This window comes from Kitasatospora sp. NPDC018619 (genome assembly GCF_044391605.1).
Classification (GTDB): Bacteria; Actinomycetota; Actinomycetes; order Streptomycetales; family Streptomycetaceae; genus Kitasatospora.
In genome coordinates, this window is the sequence record NZ_JBISAI010000002.1 from 479,330 (window position 1) to 498,085 (window position 18,756).

The 18,756-nt window shown below is 77.9% G+C and carries 15 protein-coding genes; 9 read left to right on the forward strand and 6 right to left on the reverse strand.

Translation table 11 applies throughout. The features are described from left to right. Positions 1-331 precede the first annotated feature (331 nt). Entirely contained in the window at positions 332-1,102 is a 771-nt protein-coding gene (locus ACH5AR_RS04700) for a dienelactone hydrolase family protein (RefSeq protein ID WP_396299920.1), read from the reverse strand. 92 nt (positions 1,103-1,194) lie between these two features. Next, a complete protein-coding gene (locus ACH5AR_RS04705; protein ID WP_396299921.1) occupies positions 1,195-2,445 on the reverse strand; it encodes an MFS transporter in 1,251 nt (416 codons plus the stop codon). Positions 2,446-2,566: 121 nt separating this feature from the next. Here ACH5AR_RS04705 and ACH5AR_RS04710 point away from each other — a divergent pair, with 121 nt between their 5' ends. The 6 genes from ACH5AR_RS04710 to ACH5AR_RS04735 all read left to right on the forward strand — a co-directional run bounded on the left by ACH5AR_RS04710 (position 2,567) and on the right by ACH5AR_RS04735 (position 7,678). Continuing rightward, entirely contained in the window at positions 2,567-3,751 is a 1,185-nt protein-coding gene (locus tag ACH5AR_RS04710; protein ID WP_396299922.1) for an ROK family transcriptional regulator, read from the forward strand. Between the two features lie 91 nt (positions 3,752-3,842). Further along, positions 3,843-4,259, forward strand: a complete 417-nt coding sequence (locus tag ACH5AR_RS04715) for a molybdopterin-binding protein (RefSeq protein ID WP_396299923.1) — start codon at positions 3,843-3,845, stop codon at positions 4,257-4,259. Between the two features lie 51 nt (positions 4,260-4,310). After that, the gene (locus ACH5AR_RS04720; RefSeq protein WP_396299924.1) at positions 4,311-4,760 is read left to right on the forward strand and encodes a hypothetical protein; all 450 of its coding nucleotides are present in this window, start codon (positions 4,311-4,313) and stop codon (positions 4,758-4,760) included. Continuing rightward, complete coding sequence (locus ACH5AR_RS04725) at positions 4,757-5,461, forward strand: glycerophosphodiester phosphodiesterase (RefSeq protein WP_396299925.1); 705 nt, start codon at positions 4,757-4,759, stop codon at positions 5,459-5,461. Before ACH5AR_RS04720 ends, ACH5AR_RS04725 begins: the two co-directional genes overlap by 4 nt. A 174-nt stretch (positions 5,462-5,635) precedes the next feature. Next, the gene (locus ACH5AR_RS04730) at positions 5,636-6,742 is read left to right on the forward strand and encodes an AI-2E family transporter (protein ID WP_396299926.1); all 1,107 of its coding nucleotides are present in this window, start codon (positions 5,636-5,638) and stop codon (positions 6,740-6,742) included. A 54-nt stretch (positions 6,743-6,796) separates the two neighbouring features. Beyond that, complete coding sequence (locus tag ACH5AR_RS04735; RefSeq protein WP_396299927.1) at positions 6,797-7,678, forward strand: virginiamycin B lyase; 882 nt, start codon at positions 6,797-6,799, stop codon at positions 7,676-7,678. Here ACH5AR_RS04735 and ACH5AR_RS04740 read toward each other — a convergent pair. The 3 genes from ACH5AR_RS04740 to ACH5AR_RS04750 are packed head-to-tail and all read right to left on the reverse strand — an operon-like array spanning position 7,669 to position 12,183. After that, positions 7,669-8,226: a GAF domain-containing protein gene (locus ACH5AR_RS04740; RefSeq protein WP_396299928.1), complete on the reverse strand. Its 558-nt coding sequence runs from the start codon at positions 8,224-8,226 to the stop codon at positions 7,669-7,671. The two genes, ACH5AR_RS04735 and ACH5AR_RS04740, sit on opposite strands and share 10 nt — an antisense overlap. Further along, positions 8,210-9,067: a S8 family peptidase gene (locus tag ACH5AR_RS04745; protein ID WP_396299929.1), complete on the reverse strand. Its 858-nt coding sequence runs from the start codon at positions 9,065-9,067 to the stop codon at positions 8,210-8,212. The genes ACH5AR_RS04740 and ACH5AR_RS04745 overlap by 17 nt, the downstream gene beginning before the upstream one ends. Beyond that, complete coding sequence (locus tag ACH5AR_RS04750) at positions 9,064-12,183, reverse strand: adenylate/guanylate cyclase domain-containing protein (protein ID WP_396299930.1); 3,120 nt, start codon at positions 12,181-12,183, stop codon at positions 9,064-9,066. Before ACH5AR_RS04750 ends, ACH5AR_RS04745 begins: the two co-directional genes overlap by 4 nt. 396 nt (positions 12,184-12,579) lie before the next feature. Here ACH5AR_RS04750 and ACH5AR_RS04755 point away from each other — a divergent pair, with 396 nt between their 5' ends. The 3 genes from ACH5AR_RS04755 to lanKC all read left to right on the forward strand — a co-directional run bounded on the left by ACH5AR_RS04755 (position 12,580) and on the right by lanKC (position 16,815). Further along, positions 12,580-12,756, forward strand: coding sequence for a hypothetical protein (locus ACH5AR_RS04755; RefSeq protein WP_396299931.1), 177 nt, complete (start codon positions 12,580-12,582; stop codon positions 12,754-12,756). Positions 12,757-12,917: 161 nt separating this feature from the next. Then, positions 12,918-14,168, forward strand: coding sequence for an MFS transporter (locus ACH5AR_RS04760; RefSeq protein WP_396299932.1), 1,251 nt, complete (start codon positions 12,918-12,920; stop codon positions 14,166-14,168). Between the two features lie 97 nt (positions 14,169-14,265). Further along, entirely contained in the window at positions 14,266-16,815 is a 2,550-nt protein-coding gene (gene lanKC / locus ACH5AR_RS04765; protein WP_396299933.1) for a class III lanthionine synthetase LanKC, read from the forward strand. Positions 16,816-16,831: 16 nt separating this feature from the next. Here the strand turns inward: lanKC and ACH5AR_RS04770 are convergent, their stop codons facing one another. Next, positions 16,832-18,664 carry a BTAD domain-containing putative transcriptional regulator gene (locus tag ACH5AR_RS04770; RefSeq protein ID WP_396299934.1) on the reverse strand — a complete coding sequence of 611 codons (1,833 nt, stop codon included), beginning with the start codon at positions 18,662-18,664 and terminating at the stop codon, positions 16,832-16,834. Positions 18,665-18,756 lie beyond the last annotated feature (92 nt).

Below are 18,756 nucleotides of genomic sequence, written 5' to 3' on the forward strand. Positions count from 1 at the left end.
CGGCGTTCCGGGCGCGAGGACGCGGCCGGCCGGGTCGAGCACGAGCCCGCTGTGGGCGTTGACGATCCGGCGCGGGGTGCCGGGGTGCCGGGGTGCCGGCCGGCGGGTCGCTGGGCCCGATCCGGACCGGCACGCCGTCGTCGGTGCGCCCGTCGGCCGCCCCCAGGCGGAGGTCCGCCGGGCCCGGGTGCCCGCCGGTGCGGATCTGCGCGGGGCCGAAGTCGGCGGCGGAGGCGGGCGGGGCGGCGAGGGCCACCGCGGCGGAGGCCAGGGCCGCGGGCGGGGCAGCGGCGGCGCACGCGGCGGGACAGCGGGTCGACCTCCGGGGCGGTCACCGTGCCCGGGCGAGGAACCGCAGCAGACGGTGCCACGAGTCCCGGGCCGCGTCGGCGTGCTCGACCGCGCCGAGCTCGAAGAAGTTGTGCGGTGCGCCCGGATAGCCGACGAACTCGTGCGGGCAGCCGGCCGCGGTGAGCGCCGCGTCGAACGCCTCGACGGCCTCGGCCGGGACGTGCTCGTCGGCACCGCCCCAGAAGGCGAGGATCGGGGCGGTCAGCTCCCCGGCCAGCTGGGTGGGCCCCGGGGAGCCGTTGATGGCGTCCGGGTAGCCGTAGTAGCCGACCGCGCCGGCCAGGCCGAAGCGCGGGGCGGCGGTGCGGAAGGCCTGCCGGCCGCCGAAGCAGAAGCCCAGCGCGACCACCTCGGCGGGCCCGACGGCGCGCAGCCGTTCCAGCCCGGCGGCGATGTCGGCGTCCAGTCCGCCGGGGGTGAGCGCGAGCAGGTGGGGGAGCAGCCCCGGCATTTCGCCGAATTCCTTCGGCCGCTTTTCCGGGGCGGCGCCGGCGGTGCGGCCGTAGTAGTCGAGGACGAGGGCCGGGTGGCCGTGTTCGGCGAGCCGGGCGGCGGTCTGCCGGTAGAAGGGGGAGAGGCCCCTGTTGTCCGGCAGGACGAGCACGCCGGCGCCGGTGGCGATTTCCGGGCGGGCCAGGAAGGCGCCGAACCGGGTGCCGTCGGCCGAGGTCAGGGTGAGCGGCGCGGCCTCGGCCAAAGGCCACGGGGCGGGGCCGAGCGCGGGCGGGGCGGCGTCCGGGTCGTAGCACACGGGGAATTCCTCTCGCGGAGCACGAAAACCGCCGGACGCGGTGCGCCCGGCGGTTCTGGACTCTACTGGGGAATTCCCTCGGGAATTCACCATCATATCGTGGAGAGATCTTTTCCGGAAGGCTTTTCCGATGACGGTGCGGTCACGTTTTCGCCGTCCGGGTTCCGTTCGGCCAGCCGCAGCGCGCCGGCGCTCAGCAGCAGCGCGCAGGCGAGTGCGGTGACCAGTCCGAAGGAGACGGTCAGCGAGGTGGCCTGGGCGAGGGCGCCGATGACGGCGGGGGCGATCAGGCCGGAGGTGTAGGTGACGGTGGCGACGCCCGCGATGGCCTGGCTGGGGTTGCTGCCGATCCGGCCGGCCGCGGCGAAGGCGAGCGGGACGATCACCGCGATGCCGACGCCGATGAGGGCGAAGCCGGGGATGGCCAGCGCCGGGCTGTCGGCGGCGACCACCAGCAGGCCGCCGACGGTGGCCACGGCGCCGCCGGCCCGGGTGGTGCGGACGGCGCCGAGGCGGCGGATCGCGGCGTCCCCGGCGAGCCGGCTGACGGCCATGGTGAGCGAGAAGGCGGTGTACGAGGCGGCGGCGACGGTGGCCGAGGAGCCGGTGACGTCGCGCAGGTAGACGCCGCTCCAGTCCATCGAGGCGCCCTCGGCGAAGACCGCGCAGAAGCCGACCAGCCCGATCACCAGCGAGCTGCGCGGCGGCAGCGCGAACCGCGGCGGCTCCTGCGCGCCCTCGTGCGCCCGGATGTCGGGCAGGCCGCGGCAGACCGGCTGGGCGAGGGCGAGCAGGACCAGGGCCGTGACGGCCAGCTGGAGCCGGGCGTCGAGGTCCAGGTGGGCGGCGAGGATGCCGAAGGCGGAGGCCAGCAGGCCGCCCGCGCTCCACATCCCGTGCAGGCCGGACATGATCGAGCGGCCGAGCCGCTGCTCGATCTCCACGCCCTGGGCGTTCATCGCGACGTCCGCCATCCCGGCGGTGGCGCCGTACACCAGCAGCACCGCGCACAGCGCCGGCAGGGAGGGGGCGAGCGCGGGCAGGGCGAGGGCCAGGCACCAGAGCGAGAGCAGCCCGCGGACGGCGGCCCGGCCGCCGTAGCGGTGCACGAAGCGGCCGGCCAGCGGCATGGCGAGGGAGGAGCCGACGGCGGGCATCACCAGGGCCAGGCCGAGCTGCCCGGCGGAGAGGTCGAGGCGGTCCTGGAGCCAGGGGATGCGGGTGACGAAGCTGCCGCCGACGGCCCCGTGCACGCAGAAGACCAGGGCGATGCTCGCCCGGGCCCGGCGCGGCGCCGTCAACGGCTCCGGCTCCGGCGGCGGTGGTGCGGTGGTCCCGGTCATGCGGTTTCCCTCCCGGTCGCGCGGGGCGGGGCGCGACAGTGCCCTGTGACGGTCGATAAATTATCAGGAAGGGAACCTGATAGAAACACTCCGGAAGGATGATCTGGAAGGATGAGCCGCCATGACCACCGCGCGAGCCGCCACGCCGAGCACCGCCAGGGCGATCAACGACCGGTTGGCGCTCAACCTCCTGCTCGAACAGGGCCCGCTCACCGCGACCGAGCTGCGCGACCTCACCGGGCTGTCCCGGCCGACCGTCGCCGACCTGCTCGAACGCCTCCAGCGCACCGGTCTGGTGGCCGTCGTCGGCGAGCGCGGTGAGCAGCGGCGCGGCCCCAACGCCCGGCTCTACGCGCTGGTCGCCTCCCGGGCCCACCTCGCCGCCTTCGACGTCCGCTCCGGCGGCGTCAGCCTCGTCGTCGCCGACCTCGCCGGGCGCAGCCTCGGCACGGCGGAGGTGCCGGTCGAGGGCGACGGCGGGCCGGACACCGCCGCCGCGGTCGTCGCCGCCCTGCGGGAGACCGCGCGCGGCGCCGGCGTCGAGCGGCTGCACACCGTCGCGGTCGGCGCCCCCGGGCTGGTCGACCCGGCCACCGGGCGGCTGCAGAGCACCGGCAAGCTCCCTGCCTGGCACGCCGAACTCCTCGCCGCTCTGCGGGAGCTGCCCGGTACCCAGGTGATCCTGGAGAACGAGGTCAACCTCGCCGGGAGGGCCGAGTACCGGGTCGGCGCCGCCCGCGACCGCGACACCTTCGTGCTGCTGTGGCTCGGCCACAGCGTCGGTGCCGCGGTGGTCCTGGACGGGCGGCTGCGCCGGGGATTCTCCGGCGGCACCGGCGAGATCTGCTTCCTGCCCGTGCCCGGCACCGTCGGCCTGCCCAGCGCCGACAGCTGCGAGGGCGGCTTCCACGGCCTGGTCGGCAGCGCCGCCGTCTGCGAGCTGGCCCGCGCCCACGGACTGCCCGCCGACCCGGCCGGGGACGCCGCGGCCGCGGAGGCCGCCGTCCGGGCCGCCCTCGCGGCCGGCCCGGCGGGCGGGGCCTTCCTGGACGAGCTGGCCGAGCGCGTCGCGATCGGTGCGGCGAGCGTCTGCGTGGTGCTGGACCCGGGCTGCGTGGTGCTCGGCGGCGAGATCGGCCGGGCCGGCGGGCCGGAGCTGGCCGGCCGGGTGGAACGGCGGCTGGCCGGCCTCTCCCCGCTGAGCACCGAGGTGCGGGCCGGCACGGCGGGCGGCGGCGCGGTGCTCGCCGGGGCGGTGCTCACCGCCGGGGACGCGGTGCGGCGCGACCTCTTCGGCGAGCCGTGACGGCCCTCGCGCGACCACCCGCACCGCCCGTACGGCAGGATGGCGCGGGGGCACCCGCCCCGCGCCACTCGAACCACCGTCAGGAGAACCCATGGGCCAGCCCGAGGCGCCGGCCAACCCGTACCGCATCGGCGAGGCCGCGGCGCTGCTCGGCGTCAGCGCCGACACCATGCGGCGCTGGGTGGACGCCGGGCGGGTCGCCGCCACGCGGGACGAGCACGGGCACCGGATCATCCCCGGCGCCGAGCTCGCCGCCTTCGCCCGGGAGCTGGCCCGGCCGGAGAACGCCGAGGCGGAGGGCCGGCCCTCCTCGGCGCGCAACCGCTTCCCGGGGATCGTCACCGACGTGGTGCTCGGCGACGTGGCCGCGCAGGTGGAGATCCAGGCCGGGCCGTTCCGGGTGGTCTCGCTGATCAGCCGGGAGTCGGCGGAGGAGCTGGACCTCGTGCCCGGCGCCCCCGCCACGGCGGTCATCAAGTCCACCAACGTGATGGTCGAACGGCGCTGACGCCCCCCGACGACCCCCGTCACCCGTCCCGGAACCGAAGGAGATGCCCGGATGGCGCCCCCGCACCTGCCGACCACCCAGAGCGCCGTGCTCGCGATCGAGGCGGTGGCCCGGCGGCACGGCCGCACCGTCCGCGCCCAGCACGACATCGGCCGCGACCGGACCTTCGCCGGCCTGGTCGAGCCGCAGGGCCCGGGCGGTGAGCTGGACGACGCCGTCCCGCACGAGGCGCTGCTGGAGTTCGACGGCCGCCCCGCCGTCACCGTCCGGCTGTTCACCCACGACGAGGTCGCCGTGACCGTCGAGGGCATCGCCTTCGACGTCGACCGCGACCGCGTCCCGGGCTTCCTGAACGCCGTCTGGTCCGACCTGGTGCACGTCAGGGCGCGCACCTTCCCGCCGTCCACCACGCTGATCGTCACCGTCCCGGGGGAGCGGAGCCACCGCGCGGACCTCGGCCTGCGCGACCTCACCCCCTGGCTCGCCGGAAGGATCCGATGACCGCCGCCGCCAAGCCGCTCGCCGTCGCCCACCGCGGGGATCCGTTCCGGTTCCGGGAGAACACCCTGCCCTCCGTCGAGTCGGCGCTCGCCGCCGGGGCCGACGCCGTGGAGGTGGACGTCCAGCTCACCCGGGACGGGGTGCCCGTCCTGCTGCACGACCGCACGCTGGAACGGCTCTGGGGGGACCGGCGCCCGATCGACCGGGTCACCGAGGAGCAGCTGGCACAGCTGCGGCAGGGCCCGTACACCGTCCCCACCCTCGCCGAGGCGGTCAAGGCGGTGGCCGGCGCCGAGGGGCGCCGGCTGCTGCTCGACCTGGACGACGCGCGGCCGGCCGCCGCCACCTGGTCGGTGGTCACCGGGCTCGGCGCCGAGCGGGCGGTCGCCTTCTGCGGCCCCGCGGCGGCCATGCTCGCGGTGCGCGAACTGAGCCCGGACGCCGAGATCGCGCTCACCTGGAAGCAGCCCCGGCTGCCCGGGCGCGCCCTGCTGGAGGACCTGCGCCCGCGCTACCTCAACCCGCCGTTCGGCCTGGTCACCGCCGACTTCGCCGCCGCCGCGGCCGAGCAGGGGCTCGCCGTCTCCACCTGGACGGCCGACCTGCGGCGCACCATGCGCAGGCTGCGCGACACCGGGGTCGCCTCCATCACCTCCAACCGGGTCGGCGTGCTGCGCTCGGTGCTGGACGCCCGCCGGTGAGCCCGGGCGGCCGGCGGGCCCGGCCGGCCCCGGCGGGCGGCGGTGCCGTGCGGTCCGGGGCCGGGTAGCTCGTTCGGGTGCTCCCGGCCGATCCGCCGCGCGGGGCGCCGGAACCTCTGCTGAGCTGGGGCGGTCCGGAAACGTCGACGACCCCGGTCGGAGGTGGCCGTGTCCGTGGAGCGCGCGCCCGGCGAGCAGCGGCAGCCGGACCACCGCAGGCCGTACCTGATGCTGCCGCCCGGGCTGCGGCAGGCGGCGGCCTGGTCGGTGGCGGTGATCCTGCTGATCGCCGTCGCCTCGCTGGTGGTCTTCGCGCTGGTCGAACTGCGGGCCGCGACGGTGCCGTTCGTGCTGGCGCTGCTCGGGGCGTCGCTGCTGTACCCGGTGGTGCCGTGGCTGGTGCGCCGGGGTGTCGGGCGGGGGCTGGCGGCCGGGCTGACCTGCACGGTGCTGGTCGCCGCGGTCGGCGGGGTGATCGCGCTGCTGGTCAACTCCCTGGTGCACAGCGCCCCGCAGATCGCCTCCTCGCTCCAGGAGGCCGGCGAGCGGCTGGCGGACTGGCTGGGCCCGTTCGGGGCGAAGATCCAGCACGCGCTGAGCAACGCGAAGGGCGAGACCAACTCGCTGGTCTCCACCCTCACCAGCGGCGTGCTCTCCGGGCTCGGCCTGCTCACCCAGCTGATCACCGGGGCGGTGCTCTCGCTCGCCCTGGTGTTCTTCTTCCTGCGGGACGGCCACCGCACCGGCGACGCCATCCGCTCCTACCTGCCGGAGCGCAGCGCGGCGACCGTGGTCGCCTGCGCCGACCGGGCCTTCGACGCGATGGCCGGGTTCATGCGCGGCACCACCCTGATCGCCCTGATCGACGCGGGCTTCATCACCGTCGGCCTGCTGGCGCTGGGCGTGCCGGGCGCCCCCGGCCTCGGTGCGCTGGTCTTCATCGGCGCCTACATCCCGTTCGTCGGGGCCTTCCTGTCCGGCACGGTGGCCGTCCTGGTGGCCCTGGCCGACGGCGGCCTCGGTACGGCGCTGTGGGCGCTCGGCGTGGTGCTCGCGGTGCAGCTGGTCGAGGGGAACGTCCTCCAGCCGGTGATCCAGAGCCGGACGGTGGAGCTGCACCCGGCCACCATCATGGTCGCGGTGGTGGCGGGATCCGGCATCGCGGGGATCATCGGCGCCCTGCTCGCCGTCCCGGTCTGCGCCGCCGCCATGGGCGTGGTCACGGTCCTGCGCGGGGACCCGGACCGCGGGGCGGCGAGGGAGCCGGTTGCCGGGGCATGAACCCGTGTGCGACTCTAAAGCGACAGTAGTCGCAATAGAGAGTCGAGGGGGCGCATGGAACTGATCGAGGTGGCCGGGGCGGGGGCCGGCCCGTACGGGGTGGCCGTGGGGGCCGACGGCGCCGTGTGGTTCACGCTGGTGCACAGTGGGGAGGTCGGCCGGCTGGGGCCGGACGGGGCGGTGCGGCGGTACGGGCTCGGCGCGCCGGGGTGCGGGCCCGCGGTGATCACCGCAGGCCCGGACGGCGCGCTCTGGTTCACCCGTATGCGGGACCACCGGATCGGGCGGATCGCCCCGGACGGGACGGCGACGTCCTTCGCGCTGCCGGGCCGCGAGCCCGGGCCGTACGGGATCGCCGCCGGGCCGGACGGCGCGCTCTGGTTCACCGAGCCGAACGCCGACCGGGTCGGGCGGATCACCGTGGACGGCGAGGTGACGGAGTACCGGCTGCCGGCGGCCGGGGCCTTCCCCTCACTGATCGCCGCCGGGCCGGACGGCGCGCTGTGGTGCACCCTCAACCGGGCGGACGCGGTGGCGCGGGTCGCCGTCGACGGCGAGGTGGCCGTCCACCGGCTGCCCACCGCGGGCACCGCGCCGGTCGGCATCACCGCCGGGCGCGACGGCGCCCTGTGGTACGTCGGCATCGGCGGCGGCCTGGTCGGGCGGATCACGGTGGACGGCGAGGTGACGGAGTACCCGCTGGCCGACCGCTCGGCCCGGCCGCACGCCGTCGCGGCCGGGCCGGACGGCCGGCTCTGGTTCACCGAGTGGGGCGCCGGCCGGATCGGGGTGCTCGCCCCGGGCGGACGGCCGGACGGCCACCGCCTCCCGGGGGAGGGCGCCGAGCCGCACGGCATCGCCGTCGCCCCGGACGGCACGGTGTACGCGGCGCTGGAGCGCGGGCAGCTCGCCCGTCTGGCGCCCGGTCAGGGCTGACGCCGCAGCAGCTCCTCCAGGTCCGCCAGCAGGCCGAGGGCGGCGGTGCGGTCGGGGGCGGGCTCCGGGGCGGGGGAGCGTTCGGCGATCACCCGCAGGGCGGCGGCCGCCTGGCGGGCGAACATGGCCAGCAGGTCCAGCTCGGGCAGGCTGGCGCGGGCCTGCGGGGCCGGGTCCAGCACCTCCAGCACGCCGAGCACCCGGCTGCCGTGGGTCAGCGGGGCGGCCATCAGGGCGGTCGGGACGTACGCGGTGGACTCGGCGAAGTCCCGGTCGAAGGTGCGGTTGGCGCCCAGGTCGTCCACCACCATCGGCTCGCCCGAGGCGGCCACCCAGCCGGCGATGCCCCGGCCCGCCGGGAAGCGGCGGCCCACCAGCGACTCCTCGCCCCGCCCGGAGACGGCCTGGAAGACCAGCTCCCCGGCCGCCTCGTCGAGCAGGCACACCGAGCCGGCCTGCGCGCCGAAGATCGCCCGGGCCACGTCCACCACGGACTGGAGCAGCTCGCGGGCCAGCGGGTCGACGGCGGGGTCAGTGCTGAGGGTCATCGGGCGCCTCCGGGGTGGGGGTGGAAGGGACCCGCACGTTGGCCGCGGCGAGGTAGAGCGCCTCCTTCAGCTGGAAGGTGGTCAGCCGGGGCCGCCGGGACAGGACGCGGGCGCAGAGCCCGGCCACGTACGGGGTCGCGAAGCTGTTGCCGGTGGTGCGGATGGTGGTGCCGCCGAGCCAGGGCACCCGGACGTTCTGGCCGGGGGCGAAGAACTCCACCGGCGGCGCCGGGTTGTACAGGTGCAGCTCCGGGTCGTCCTCCTGGTGGCTGCCCACCGAGATGACCGAGGAGAACCGCCAGGGGTAGCTCTCCACCCGGGTGTTGTGGGCGGAGGCGACGATCGCGGTGCGGGCGAAGAAGGCGTCGTCGGCGATCGCGTGCAGCTGCTCCAGGAAGCGGGTCCGGGTGGTGGAGAGGCTGAGGTTCACGACGTCGAAGCCCTGCCCGACGGCCCAGCGGAGCCCGGCGATCAGCATGTCGCCGGTGCCGGTGAAGCGCTCGCCGAGGACCCGGACGCTGTAGAGCTCGCAGTCCGGGGCGGTGCGGCGGATGATGCCCGCGCAGGCGGTGCCGTGCCCGCAGGTGTCGCCGGTCGTGTCGGGGCGGACGGTCAGCTCCCGGGTCACCGGGTCCTTGACCACCGCCCAGGAGCCCTGCAGCGGCCCGACCAGCGGGTGGTCGGGCTCGACGCCGGAGTCGACCACGCAGACCCGCACGCCCTTGCCGGTGCCCGCGCCCCCGGCGGCGTCGCCCTCGGGCCCGACGGCGTCGGCGAGCACCGGGAGGTCGGCCGGGGTGCGGTCGCGCAGGCTCCAGGTGAGGCCGGCCGGGCCGGTCACCGGGCGCCGCCGAGCCGCTCGGCGCGGCGCACGCCCGGCAGGTGGCCCTTGGCGGCGAACCGGTCCCGGGCGGTGGCGGCGGCCACCGCGGCCTCGGCGGGGCGGTCGAGCAGCAGCAGGGCGTGCGCCCGGTCGAGCGCGGTCAGCGCCTGGAGCAGCAGCGACTCGGTGGCCTCGGCGGCGGCCAGCGCGGCGGCGGTCAGGTCCAGGGCCGGCGCGGCCTCGCCCCGGGCGGCGGCGAGCCGGCCGCGCAGCGCGTCCAGCTCGATCGCCAGCACCGGCGGCAGCGCGGCGACGGCGTCCGCGCCGTCCAGGTGCCGGGCCGCCTCGGCGGGGCGGTCGGTGTCCAGCAGCACCCTGGCGGTGGTCAGGGCCAGCCGCGGCAGCGGGGCGGGGCTGCCCTGGTGGCGGGCGATGCCGGCGGCGTCGGCGAGCAGGTCCAGCGCCTGGCCGCTCTGCCCCAGCGCGGCCGCCGCCTGGGCGGTCAGTGCGGGCAGCGCGACCATCGCCTCGGCCAGCGACAGCTCCCCGGCCAGCCCGTTGGCCTCGGCGAGCAGCAGCTCGGCCTCCTCCGGGCGGTCGCGCAGCGCCAGCAGGACGGCCAGCGGGCCGTTCAGCGCGACCCGGACGGTCCGCAGGCCGCTGCCGTGCTCGGCGAGCAGGGCGCGCAGCCGGAAGGTCGCGTTCGGGACGGGCTCGGGGCCGGCCAGCAGCGAGGCGGCCAGCGCGGCCAGCACGGCGGCCCGGTCCAGCTCCGCCTCGGTGCGGGCGGCCTGGTCGAGGGCCAGGTCCAGCAGCCGCTCGGCCTCGGCGTGCCGGCCGGCCAGCAGGTGCTCCTCGGCGAGCCGCAGCCCGGCCCGGGCCCGGCCGAGGTCGTCCCCGGCGTCGGTGAACAGCGGCAGCACGGCGCGGGCCGTCGCGGCGGGCTGGTCCGGGCCGGGCGGCAGCCCGCGGGAGGCCAGCAGCAGCCGGGCGTGCGCGGCGTCCAGCGGGTCGGCGGCGGCGTCCCGCACCTGGGCGAGGACGGGCAGCGCCTCGTCGGCGCGGCCGAGCGCCAGCCGGGCCTCGCCGAGGCGGCGCAGCGCGGGGCCGGCGGCGCGCTCGCCCGGGTAGTGCAGCCGCACGGCGCGCTCCAGCAGGTCGGTGGCGGCCGGCAGGTCGGCGCGGGCCAGCGCACCGGCCCCGGCGGTGCCGAGGGCGGCGGCCGCGCGGGTGCGCAGGACGTCGGTGCAGGTGTCCAGCAGGCCGAGTTCGAGCCGGTAGCGGTGGGCGCGCTCCAGGTGGCCGCCGACGGCGGCGGCCCCGGTGGCGCGGACGGCCGGCAGGTCGGCGGCGCGCTCGTGGCGCTCGGCGCGGGCCCGCTTGGACATCGACTGGTAGACCGACTCCTGGACCAGCCCGCTGCTGAACCGGTAGCCGGTGCCGGTCGGTTCGACCAGCCGCAGCTCGGCCAGCCGGGCCAGCGCGGCGTGCAGCCGCGGCGGGGTGGTGTCGTCGGCGCCGGCGGCGGGGCCGGCGGGCAGGCCGTCGATCGGGCCGGTGAAGACGTCGTCCTCGGGATCGGCGAAGGCGTCCCGGTCGCTGCCGCCGTGGGCGAGTTCGGCGAGTTCGGCGGCGGTGAAGGCGCGGCCGAGGATGGCGGCGAGGTCCAGTGTGGCGCGCTCGTCGCGCTCCAGCCCGTCGATCTGGGCGCTGAGCAACGCCCGTCCGGTGGGCGGGAGTTCGTCGGACGGCGCGGGGCCCTCGGTCTCGGTGAGGGCGGCGAGCAGCTCCTCCAGGTGCAGCGGGTTGCCCTCGGCGCGCTCCAGCAGCCGGGTGGGCACCGCGTCCTGGTGGGCGCTCAGCTCGGTCAACTGGGCGGCCAGCAGCGCGGACTCGTCCCAGGACAGGCCGCCGACCGGCAGCGCCGGCAGCTCCGGGCGGGCGGCCGGGAGCTCGGGGCGGGTCAGGCAGAGCAGCAGCACGGGCGCCGCGCCGAGCTCGGCGGCCAGCCGCCCGGCGGCGTCCAGCAGCGCCGGGCCGGCCCACTGGCAGTCGTCCAGGACCAGGACGGCCGGGCGCTCGACGGTGCGGCCCCGCAGGATCGCCGCCAGCAGCTCCAGCGAGCGGCCGGTGCCCAGGCCCGGCGCCGTCGCCTCGTCCAGCCGGGCCAGCGCCTCGGCGGGGGCGGCGCCCGCGGGCTCGTCCAGCAGCGTCCGGACCGCCTCGGCGAGCGGCGCCAGCACGCCCTGCTCGCCGAAGCTGCGGCAGCGGGCGGTGCCGCAGCGCGCGGTGCGCCGGCCGACGCGCTCGCGCCAGTCGCGTACCAGCCGGGTCTTGCCGATGCCCGCCTCGCCGGCCACCAGCAGCAGTTCGGCCCCCTGGCCGCCCGCCACCCGTGCCAGTGCGGCGTCCAGCTGGGCCAGTTCGCGCTCACGGCCGACCAGCGGCACGTCGAAGCGGCGCAGCAGCTCCGGGTCGTCCTCGTCCAGGCCGACCAGGCGGTAGGCGGTGACCGGCTCGGCCTTGCCCTTGAGGCGCAGCGGGCCGACCTCGTCCACCTGGGCGGCCGGGCCCGCCGCGCGCAGCGTCTGCGGGCCGATCAGCACCTGGCCCGGGGCGGCCTGGGTCTGGAGCCGGGCGGCGATGTTCACCGTCTCGCCGGAGATCAGCGCCTGGCGCGCGGAGGCGTCCGAACCCGCCACGACCTGGCCGGTGTTGACGCCGATCCGGACGTCCAGGCGGACCCCGAGGGTGGCGTCCAGCTCGGTGTTGAGGTCCTCCAGGTCCTCCAGCATGGCGAGCGCGGCGGCCAGCGCCCGGTGGGCGTCGTCCTCGCGGACCACCGGGACGCCGAAGACGGCCATCACGGCGTCCCCGATGAACTTCTCCAGGGTGCCGCCGTGCGCCTCGATGCGGCGGTGCATCCGCTCGAAGTAGCGCAGGATCACCTCGCGCAGGGTCTCCGGGTCGAGCGCGCCGGACAGCGCGGTGGAGTCGACCAGGTCGCAGAAGACCACCGTGACCAGCTTGCGCTCCTCGCCGGCCAGGTCGAGGGCGGCGCCTCGGGCGGTTCCGCAGGAGGGGCAGAACTGGTCGTTGGTGCCGACGAGTTGGGCGCAGAGTGGGCAGGGCATGGGGGCCGTCCTTCGGTCGTCCTTCGCTGTGCGGGGTGTGCGGGGTGTGCGGGCGTACTGGCGTGCAGGGGGTGCGGGGCGGGTACGGCGCAGCGGCGCCACGGGGGCGCGGGCGTCGCGGCCCGGGGCCGGGCCCCAGCGTCGCGGGCCCGGCTTCGGGCCCGGTTCGGGAGCGCCTGGCGGGCGGTATGGCCGCAGGCGAGGCGGGGTGCGGGGCCCCGCCGGGGGCGTGGAACCGCCCCGCGCGGGCCGCCGGCACCGCCCCGACCTGCGGCCATACCGGTTCCCGACCGGCCCCGAAGCCGTGCGCAGCCGGCCCGCCCCACGATGGTCGGCAACGGCGGGCAGCCGCCCGTCGGATCCGTCACCAGCCCCCGTATGGAGAGGAGTTCGACCATGGCCGAGAACATCGGGCAGCAGAACGTCGGCGAGAGCGGCGAGGAGACCCCGGAGGTCGAGGCGCACGCGGCCAACATCCTGGACCTCCAGGCCATGAAGGTCCTGAGCGAGGCCTCCGACGGCAACTGCTTCAGCCTGATCAGCTACGTCGCCGGCGCCGAGACCTCCGCCTGACCGGAGCGCCTCACCGGGCCCGCGCGCAGGGTGGCGGCCGCACCGCCGCCCCCGGCCGCCGGCCACCACCGCAAGGCCACCGGGGCGGTCCCGCCGGGACGGGGCCGCCCCGGCCCGACCCGCGCGCCCGACGGCGCCCCGCCTGCCCCCGGAGGACGGCCATGGAGCCCACCCCGCTCACCCGCAACCGGGACTTCCGGCTGCTCTGGGCCGGCGGCCTGATGGCCTCGCTCGGATCCCAACTCGCCTCGATCGCCCTTCCGTTGCTGGTCCTGCGGGAGACCGGCTCGGCGGCCCGGGCCGGCGCCGTCGGCACCGTGGCGGTCGGCGCGCTGCTGCTCACCACGCTGCCCGGCGGGGTGCTCGCCGACCGGATCGAGCGGCGCCGGCTGATGCGGATCTGCGACGTCTTCAGCCTGCTCGCGGTCACCGCCCTCGTCGTTGCCGTGCTGCGCGGGCGCGCCCCGCTGGCGCTGGTGCTCCTCGTCGCCGCCGCCGGGGCGCTGGTCTCCAGCGTCTACGGGCCCGCGGCCGGCGCCCTGCTGCGCGCGGTGGTGCCCGCCGGGCAGGCCCGCGAGGCGTCCTCGCGGATGCAGGCGCGCGGCGCCGCCGCCCGGCTGGCCGGACCGCTCGGCGGCGGGGCGCTGTTCGCCTGGCACCCGGCGCTGCCGTTCGTCGCCGAGGGCGTCGGGCTGCTGCTGTCCACGGTGTGCGTGGCGCTGATCCGGACCCGCTCGCGGCCCGCCGCGACGCGCGGACCGGTGTTCAGCCGGGCCGAGCTGACCGCGGGGCTGTCCTTCCTGTGGCACCAGCCCTACCTGCGCACCCTGCTGCTGATCTTCGGTCTCGGGATGAACTTCGCGTTCAGCGCGCTGATGTTCGCCACCCTGGCCGTCGCCTCCGACGGCGGCCGCTCCGGCCTCGGCGCCGGCACCGTCGTCTCCTGCACCGCGGCCGGCGCCCTGGCCGGCGCGCTGCTCGCCCCCCGGCTCGGCGCCCGCGCCCGGGACGGCAGCCTGGTCGCGCTCGCCTGCTGGGCGTGCGCGCTGACCGCCGGGGTGCTGGTGCTGACCCGGGCGCCGCTGGTGATCGGGCTGCTTTGCGCGGTCTGCATGAGCCTGTCCACGGTGGCCAGCATCGGCTTCGTCTCGGGGATGCTGACCGCCGCGCCGCCCGACCGGCTCGGCCGGGTGCAGAGCGCGGCGGGCTTCCTGTCCACGCTCGTCCAGCCGTTCGGCCCGCTGGTGGGCGGCGCCCTGCTGGGCTCGCTCGGCGGCACCCGGACCTTCGCCGTGCTGGCGTTGGCCGTCGGGCTCTGCGCGGCGGTGGTGACCTGGGCGCCGCCGGTCCGGCGCGGGCCGGTGCCCGGCCCCGCCGTGCGGGCCACCGCCGCCCGGCCGACCGCCGGCTGACCCACCGCCGGCCGGCCCGCCGCCGTCCGACCCACCCCGCGCCGGAACCCCCGGACGCCCTCGGAACCCCCGGAGAACCCCGAACAGGAGGCGCGCCATGGCCGACGCCCACGCCACCCAGCTGTACTGCCTCGCCGATCCGACGTACTACGACACCCCCGGACGGCTTCGCGACGGCGCGGAGCGCTACCCGCTGGGCCTCGGCGAGCCGCCCCGGGGCTGGCGGCGCGAGCAGCGCGGGCTGTGGACGGCGCTGCGGCCCGTCGGCGCCCCCCTGCCCGAGCAGGGCTGGAAGCTGCACGTGTCGGCCGTACCGGACGGCGCCGAGCGGACGCTGGCCGTCGTCGCGCGGATCTGCACCGCCCGTCGGGTGGCGTTCAAGTTCCTGCGCAGCCCGGCGGCGCTGCGGGTGGCGAACGGCAAGTTCACGGGCCGCGGCGGCAGCGGCAAGTTCGTCACCGCCTACCCGGCCACGGAGGCCGGCTTCCTGGCCCTGGCCGAGGAGCTGGCGCGGGAGCTGGAGGGCTTCCCCGGGCCGTACGTGCTCACCGACCTGCGGATCGGCGACGCGCCGGTGTACGCCCGCTACGGGGCCTTCGTCGAGCTGTGGTGCCGGGACGAGCGGGGCCGCTGCGTCCCGGCCCTGCGGGACCCGTCCGGCACGCTGGTGCCGGACCGGCGCGAGCCGGTCTTCCGGCTCCCCGCGTGGGTCGAGCCGCCGGCGGCGCTGCGCCCGCACCTGGCCGCCCGGGAGGCGGCCGCCGGGGACCTGCCGTACCGGATCGTCGAGGTGCTCCGGTTCTCCAACGCCGGTGGGATCTACCTGGCGGAGCGGCCCGGGAGCGGCGAGCGGGTGGTGCTGCGCGAGGCCCGCCCGTACGCCGGGCTGGACGGCGCGGGGGCGGACGCGCTGACCAGGCTGCGGCGCGAGCAGTGGGCGCTGGAGCGGCTGGCCGGGCTGCCGTGCGTGCCCCGGCTGCACGAGGTGCGCACGGTGTGGGAGCACACCTTCCTGGTGCAGGAGCACATCGAGGGCGTCCAGCTGTTCACCGAGGCCGTCCGGCGCTACCCGCTGGTGCACCAGGACTGCACCGCCGCGCAGCGCGCCGACTACGCGCGGTGGGTGGGCGGCGTGGTGGACGGGCTGGCGCGGGCGCTGGACGCCCTGCACGCGCGGGGCGTGCGCTTCGGGGACCTCCACCCGGCCAACGTGGTGCTCCGGCCGGACGGCTCGGTGGTGCTGGTGGACTTCGAGTACGCGGCCGGGCTGGACGACCGGCGGGTGCCGCTCGCCGGGGCCGCGGGGCAGCACGTCCCGCCCGGCCTGGACGGCGCCGAGGCCGACCGCTACCAGCTGTGGGCCACCTGGCTGATGCTGCTGATGCCGGTGCTGGAGCTCGCCGACTGCGATCCGGGCAAGCTCCCGGCGCTGGAACGCCGGGCGCGGGAGTGGTTCGGACTGGGACCGGAGGAGGGGCCGGTGCGGCCTGGAGCGGTGGCGTCGGCGCGGTCCGCGCCGGTGGAGTCGGCGAGCGAGCGGCGCGGCCGGGAGCTGCTGGAGGGGCCCTCGCTGGACCCGGCGCGCCGGGAGCTGGTCGCGGGCATCCACGCGGGGGCCACCCCGGACCGCCCGGACCGGCTCTTCCCGGGGGACGTGGCGGGCTTCGCCGACGGCGGTACGGGCGTGTCGCACGGCGCGGCCGGGGTGCTGTACGCGCTGCACCGGGCCGGCGCCGACTGGCCGGGGGAGTACGCGGACTGGCTGGTCGCGGCGGTGCGCCGGCGGGCGACGCGCCCGGGCGCCGGCGGGCTGTACGAGGGGCCGCTCGGCACCGCACTGGCGCTGGCCCGGATCGGCCGGCCGGAGGCGGCCGAGGAGCTGGCCGAGCGCGCCCGCACCGCCCACCCGGCGCGCGAGGCGGGCCTGTTCGGCGGCCGGGCCGGCGCCGCGCTGGCCCGGCTGCGACTGGCGGACGCCCTGGACAGCCCCGGCGAGCTGGCCCGCGCGCTGGACGACGCACGGGAGTTGGCCGCGGCGCTGCGCGGCGAGGCGGTGCCCGGGCTGGAGGCGCCCGCGGCCGCCGGGCTGCTGTACGGGCAGGCCGGGATCGCGCTGCTCCAGCTGCGGCTGTACCGGCGGACCGGCGAGCGCTGGCTGCTGGACTCCGCGCGGACCGCGCTGGAGCAGGCGCTCGCGCGGTGCGTCCGGGTGCCCGACGGGTCGGTGCAGGTGCTGGAGGCCGGGCGGCGGCTGGCCTACCTGGACCGGGGCAGCAGCGGGATCGCGCTGGTCCTGCGGGAGTACCTGGCGCACGGGGAGCTGCCCGGGGGCGAGGCCTTCCTGGCGGACGTGCGGAAGGTCTGCGCCCCCGGGTTCATCCGGGAGCCCGGGCTGTTCCGGGGGCGGGTCGGGCTGACGCTGGCGCTGGACCGGCTGGGCCCGGCGCCGGACCGCGAGGCCGTGCTCGGGCAGGTGCGCAGGCTCCAGTGGCACCTGGTGGCCCGCCCGGAGGGCCTGCTGGTGCCGGGGATGCGGCTGCGGCGCTTCTCGGCGGACCTGCACACGGGCGCGGCGGGGGTGCTGCTCGCGCTGTGCGGCCTGGAGGAGGAGCGCCCGGACGTCCTGGACCTGCTGACGCTGGGGTGAGCCGGGGCGCCGTGCGCTACGGCAGCGCGCCCTCCAGCGCCCGCTCCCGGGCGTGCAGGTGGGTGAGCCGGGGCAGCGCGTACAGCGCGGCATGGGCGGTGACCTCGCCGGTGGGGGAGGTGACCGCCCCGGTGTCGGTGAGCGCCTCCAGGGTGCGCAGGGCGAGCCGTTCGGGCCGGCCCAGCGCGGCGGCGGCCTCCGGGAGGGTGAAGAGCAGGTCGAGCGGCAGGGCGGCGAGCCGGGTCAGGGCGAGCCGGCCCTGGTCGGTGAGGTCGCGCCAGCCGGAGTCCAGCCGGGCCCGGACGGTGACGTCCCCGGCGACCAGCTCGTCCAGGGCGCCCGCCGGGTCCTCCAGCCGGGCCGCGTACTCGGCGAGCGGGAGGTGGCGCAGCACGGCCAGCCGGGTCCCCGCGACCCGTACGGCGAGCGGCAGCAGCCCGCAGGCGGCCACGATCCGGGCGGCGGCCGCGCGGTCGGCGCCGGTGCGGCCGGTGCCGACGATGCGGCCGAGCAGGTCCAGGGCCTCGGCCGGGGCGAGCGGCGGGACGGCGACGCGGCGCACCGAGGCGAGGCCGGCCAGCTGGCTGCGGGAGGTGACCAGCACGGCGCCCGGGCCGGAGCCCGGCACCAGCTCGCGGACCACGGCCTCGCCGGGGGCGTCGTCCAGGATCAGCAGCAGCCGGCGGCCGGCGAGCGAGGCGCGCCACAGGGCGGCGGCCCGGCCCGGGTCGCCGGGGTCGGCGGCGGGGGCGGTGCCCGGGCGGGCGGTGAGGGCGGTGAGTTCGGCGAGCACCTCGGCCAGCGGGCGGGCGGTGCCGTCCTCGGTGCGCAGCCGTACCAGCACCCGGCCGTCCGGGAAGCGGTCGGCGAGCAGGTGGCCGGCGTGCACGGCGAGCGCGGTCTTGCCGCTGCCGGCCGGGCCGGAGAGCACCGCGACGCGGCCGCCGCCACCGCCCAACTCCCCGACGATCAATCGTAGTTCGTCCGTCCGGCCGGTGAAGTCGGCGGTGTCGGTGGGCAGCAGGGCGCCGCTCGGGGCGGTGCCGCGGTCCGGTCCGGAGGCGGGGGGCAGGGAGCGGCCGCGGGCGAGCAGCTCGCGGTAGCGGGCGGTCAGCGCCGGGCTCGGCTCCAGGCCCAACTCCCGTGCGAGCAGCTGGCGGTGGGTGTCGTAGACGGCGAGCGCCTCGGCCTGGCGGCCGGAGAGGTGGAGGGCGTTCATCCGGGCGGCCTGGAGGCGTTCGCGCAGCGGGTGGCGCTCGGCGAGCTCGGCCAGGTCCTCGGCGACGGCGCCGGCGTTGCCGAGCTCCAACTCGGCCTCCGCCCAGTCCTCGTGGACGCCCAGGCAGCGGGCCTCCAGCCGGCGCGCCTCGGCCTCGACGGCGGGGGAGCGGCGCAGGTCGGCGAGCGGCGGGCCCTGCCAGAGGTCGAGGGCCTGGCGCAGCAGCCGGGCGGCGGGGGCGAGCGCCCCGCCGTCGGCGGCGGCGCGGCCGGCCCGGGCGAGGGCCCGGAACCGGAGCAGGTCCAGCTCGGGCTCGGCGACCCGCAGCAGGTAGCCGGCCGACGAGTGCACCAGCCGGTCGGGCCCGGACTCGCGGCCGAGCAGGGTGCGCAGCGCGCAGACGTAGACCTGGAGGTTCTTGCGGGCGGTGCGCGGCGGCTCCTCGGGCCAGACGGCGTCGGTGAGCAGCTCGACCGGGACGGCGGTGTTGGCGCGGATCAGCAGGACGGCCAGGACCAGCCGCTGCTTCAGCGGGCCGAGGGCCAGCGGACGGCCGTCGGCCTCGCCGGTGAGCGGCCCGAGCACGGCGAAGCGCACCCGGGCGGGGGTGGCGGGCTGGGCCAGGGGCATCGGCGTACCTCCGGGGCGTGGTCGGCGGCGGTGGGGCGGGGCTCGGGCGCGCGGCGGGCGGCCGTTCGGTGGTGGGCGCAGGCTACTGGACG